Annotated in this window: 2 protein-coding genes; both read left to right on the plus strand. The window is 56.7% G+C overall.

Translation table 11 applies throughout. From position 1 onward, the window contains the following. The first annotated feature begins 3 nt into the window (after positions 1-3). Entirely contained in the window at positions 4-2,382 is a 2,379-nt protein-coding gene (locus tag CMR03_RS21490; protein ID WP_096012597.1) for a type VI secretion system Vgr family protein, read from the plus strand. After that, the gene (gene tla1 / locus CMR03_RS21495; RefSeq protein ID WP_096012596.1) at positions 2,383-3,132 is read left to right on the plus strand and encodes a toxin Tle1 chaperone Tla1; all 750 of its coding nucleotides are present in this window, start codon (positions 2,383-2,385) and stop codon (positions 3,130-3,132) included. It begins immediately after the preceding gene. The last annotated feature ends 201 nt before the right edge of the window (positions 3,133-3,333 follow it).

A 3,333-nucleotide genomic window follows, 5' to 3' on the forward strand; every position in this document is an offset into this window, starting at 1 on the left:
CATATGAGCAACAATCCCCCCATAAGATTCAGTCACAACCACCACCGGCTTTCGGTGAAGGGATGTGGCGCAGAGCTTGATGTGCTGGCTTTTGAAGGCGATGAAGCCTTAAGCAGACCGTTCCGCTACCGGATTGAATTCACCTGTACAGACCATGCCATCAGCAAAGAGATGATGCTGATGAAGCCCGGTTCCCTGACGCTGCAGGCCCCGGCTGACACGGGTTTCGGTAGTAAAGTGCAGCAGACGTTACGGGTGATTCAGGGCGTGGTGACCGGCTTTGAGCGCCTCAGCACTTCTAAAGAGGAAACCCGCTATGCCCTGACGCTCCGGCCGCGCCTGGCGCTGCTTGACCGTTCGCACCAGAACGCCATCTACCAGGACATGTCGGTGCCGCAGATTGTGGAAAAAATTCTGCGCGGGCGCCACAACATGCGCGGTCAGGATTTTCTGTTCTCGCTGTCAAAAGAGTACCCGCGCCGTGAGCAGGTGATGCAGTACGGTGAGGACGACCTGCACTTCATCACCCGCCTGCTGGGCGAGGTCGGTATCTGGTTCCGCTTCACCACCGACACGCGCCTGAACATCGACGTGGTGGAGTTCTGCGACGGTCAGCAGGGCTATGAGAAAGGCCTGACGCTGCCGTCGGTGCCGCCGTCGGGGCAGCACTCGCAGGGCGTGGATTCGGTGTGGGGGATGGAGAGTCATCACAGCGTGGTGCAGAAGCAGGTCAGCACCCGGGACTACAACTACCGTCAGGCCACGGAAGACATGAACGCTCTGGTGGACGTGACCCGCGGGGATGCGACCACCTACGGCGATGCCTACCACTGGGCGGATAACTACCTGTCACCGGGCCGTACCTGTGACCGCAGTCCGGCACCGGAGTCCGGTGCGTTTTATGCCCGCATCCGGCATGAGCGTTACCTGAACGGCCAGACGCAGACCCGGGCCATCACCAGCTGCCCGACCCTCTCTCCGGGTCAGGTGCTGAAAGTCACCGGCGGTTATGAAGTGGCGGAGGTGTTTGCGCAGGGCGTGGTCATCACGGCGATGCACAGCCGGGCGCGGCGGGATGAAGACTTTCGCGTGCATTTTGAGGGCATCCCGGACAGCACGGATTTTTGCTTCCGCCCGGAGCCGGGCTTACGCCCGGTGATGGCCGGCACCGTACCGGCGCGCGTCACCAGCACCACCGAAAACGACACCTACGGCCACATTGATAAAGACGGCCGCTACCGGGTAAACATGCTGTTCGACCGCGATAACTGGGAAACCGGATTCGAGAGCCTGTGGGTACGCCAGTCCCGCCCGTATGCCGGGGACACCTACGGTCTGCACCTGCCGCTGCTGGCGGGCACGGAGGTGGCGATTGGCTTTGAGGACGGCAACCCGGACCGGCCGTACATCGCAGGCGTGCTGCACGACTCGGCCCACGGTGACCACGTGACCATCCGCAACTACAAACGTAACGTGCTGCGTACCCCGGCGAACAACAAAATCCGCCTCGATGACGAGCGCGGTAAAGAGCACATCAAGATTTCCACCGAATACGGCGGCAAGAGCCAGCTGAATCTCGGACATTTAGTGGATGCTGAGAAGCAGAAGCGCGGTGAGGGTTTTGAGCTGCGGACGGATAAGTGGGGAGCCATCCGGGCACACAAAGGGATGTTCATCAGCGCTGATGGCCAGACGAAAGCACAGGGCCAGGTGCTGGAGATGCAGCCGGCCATCAGTCTGTTGAAAGGAGCGTTAAATCAGGTAACCAAATGGGGAACGATTACTCAGACACACCACAACGTTGCCCCTGATACTGAGCCATTAAGCGAATTTGTTTCCGGTGCCAGTGAGCTTACAGAGCCTACTTTGTTGCTGTCTGCACCGAAAGGTATTGCCGCCGTCACGCCGGAAACGAGTCTGATGTATAGCGGGAAGGGGCTATATCTACAGAGTCTGGGCGAAGTCAATGTCAGCACAGCACAGCGCTATTCCGTGAACGCGAGCTACTCTGTCTCAATCCTTGCCCAGCTTGAAGGGATGCGGCTGGTATCCGCTAAAGGTCCGCTTAATATTGAGTCACATGGAGATGTCCTGTCGCTGACTTCTCTTAATGATGTCACTGTTCAGTCAACACAAGGGCACCTGCAGTTAACGGCTAAAAATGGCATCACTCTGGGCTGCGGTGGGGCTTACATTCGTCTTACGCCACAGGGGGAAGTGCACATTCACGGCCCGGGATTAATCAGTCTCAAAGGCCTCCACGATTTGCAGGGGCCAGACAGCGAGAATTTCCCCCTGCCTGAACTCCCGGCATCGATATGTAAAGAGTGCCTTAAAAAAGCCCAGGAGCTGGCGCAGGGCTTCGTCCCCAGGGAGGCATAAATGACCACACAATGGATTGAGGAAGTCGCTGTTACTTGCCGGACATCCGGGACTGATTATCTTGATATTATTGTTGATCAGGCTGGGCTGGATTTCAGCGTGATACCGGCACTGGACGCACTCTCTGTGGAGTGGCAGTCGCTTTATCATGGGCTTCCGGAAGCGTTTATTGTCGATGATGCGCCGCTGATTGCACGCATTACGCTCGATGATCCTCAACAGATGCAGTGGCTGAAGGACATGAGTCAGTTGGTCGCTGTTCAGTCTCCGTTGCTGCTCTTGTGTTCACACTGGCCTTTTTCTGCCCTGACTGGCTGGCTCACACAGTGTATGGATATTCTGCAGGAAGGGCGGAGCGGAATTTTACGATTTTACGATACGCGGATTTTCCCACTGCTTTTTACGCACGTTCTCAAAGAGGAACAGCAACAGCCTTTGTTGCGTCCTGTCCTGTTCTGGGCCTGGCAGGATATGGATGGCAACTCAAGAGGTATAAAAGGTAACAGTACGCCTCAGAATCGCAATGAAAAACCTCCCAAAATCGACCTCAGCGATCGCCAGTTGGAGCACCTGATGTGTGTCTGCGATGTCATGATCCTCCTGTCCCACAGTGCACCACTAGCGGTCAGGTATACATCACAACAAGCGCTTTTTTTTGATTGTTATCAGGGCATGGTGGAGGCAACCAACCGGGGCATTATTCTGGATGAAGCCCGCGAGGCCTGGGTCATTGAAAAATGGCTTACTTAAAAAGTAAAGATCTAATAGTGAAAGGAAACCGCTTCAGCCCGGGTGCCGCCACCGCTACCTCTTCAGTTTTGCCTCTACAAGGAACGTCAGATGAAACATACATTCTTAACCCCGCTGCTGGCGGGCCTGCTGCTGTTAACCGGCTGCTCACAGCCTGCCGCTCAGGCCGGAGGTGGCGGCGGCACCATTGACGCCATCAAC

This window comes from Pantoea allii, from assembly GCF_002307475.1.
GTDB classification, from domain to species: Bacteria; Pseudomonadota; Gammaproteobacteria; order Enterobacterales; family Enterobacteriaceae; genus Pantoea; species Pantoea allii.